Consider the following 1,042-nt stretch of genomic DNA (forward strand, 5'->3'; position numbering starts at 1 on the left):
GGGACCTGATTAGCGTCGAATCTCAGCTGTTGAGCGGGAGATGTTCAACCATGGCGTCTCCACCGAGAGGAAGACGCCATGTCGATGAACCGGGTGCAGTTTCAGAAGGGCTATTCGCTGCCGGCTTTCTACGCGCACTACGGTAGCGAAGAGCAATGCGTGCAAGCCCTGCTTCAGGCCCGTTGGCCCCAAGGCTTCGTCTGCCCGCACTGCGGGCATGACCAGGCCAGCACGTTCCAGCGCGGCCAACAGCAGCTATGGCAGTGCCAGGCCTGCCGTGTGCAGACCAGCCTCACCGCGGGCACGCTGATGGCCGATACCAAGCTGCCCCTGCGACAGTGGTGGCTGGCCATCTATCTGGTCATGCAGGCCAAGAACGGCATCGCCGCGCTGGAATTGGCCCGGCAACTGGGCGTGAGCTACCGGACGGCGTGGCGCCTGAAGCACCGGTTGATGAGTGCGATGAACGATCAGGAGGCCACGCGCCAACTGGATGGTTTGATCCAGCTGGATGACGCCTATCTGGGCGGCGAACGCGCCGGTGGGCCGGGCGAGCCCCAGTGGACCAATAAAGTCCCTTTTGTCGCGGCCGTCTCCACGGAGCGGGGACGGCCGATCCATCTGCGTCTTGACGTCGTCTCAAGCTTCCGGCGCAGCGCGCTGTGTGAATGGGCCGGGCGCGCGCTGGCACCCGGGGCCAGCGTGCTCAGCGATGGCCTGACCGCTTTCACCGGTGTGGCATGGGCGGGCGTGCCCCATGAAGCCATCGTGTGTGGTCGTGGCCGTCAGGCGGTGCAGCAACCACGACTGCACTGGGTCAACACGATCCTGGGCAATCTCAAGACCGCCCTCAACGGAACGCATCACGCGTTGAAATTTGCCAAATACGCCCAGCGCTATCTGCATGCGCACGCCTATCGCTTCAACCGGCGCTTCGATTTGCCGGCCATGGTGCTCGATTTGGCCCATGCGCTGCTCGGAACCCGCCCGCAAGCAGAGCGGGCTCTTCGAGATCCAGCTGACATTCGACGCTAATCAGGCC

At 63.8% G+C, this 1,042-nt stretch carries 1 protein-coding gene; it reads left to right on the top strand.

All coding sequences use genetic code 11. From position 1 onward, the window contains the following. Positions 1-78 precede the first annotated feature (78 nt). Positions 79-1,035 (top strand): IS1595 family transposase, encoded by a 957-nt coding sequence (locus tag IHE47_RS00015; RefSeq protein WP_192102877.1) that lies wholly within the window; start codon positions 79-81, stop codon positions 1,033-1,035. Positions 1,036-1,042: the final 7 nt, after the last annotated feature.

The sequence above is a fragment of the Rhodanobacter sp. DHB23 genome (genome assembly GCF_014842975.1).
GTDB lineage: Bacteria > Pseudomonadota > Gammaproteobacteria > Xanthomonadales > Rhodanobacteraceae > Rhodanobacter_A.

Coding starts and splice junctions, on each gene's coding strand:
- IHE47_RS00015 (WP_192102877.1), top strand. CDS start 79: ATGTCGATGAACCGGGTGCAGTTTCAGAAGGGCTATTCGCTGCCGGCT.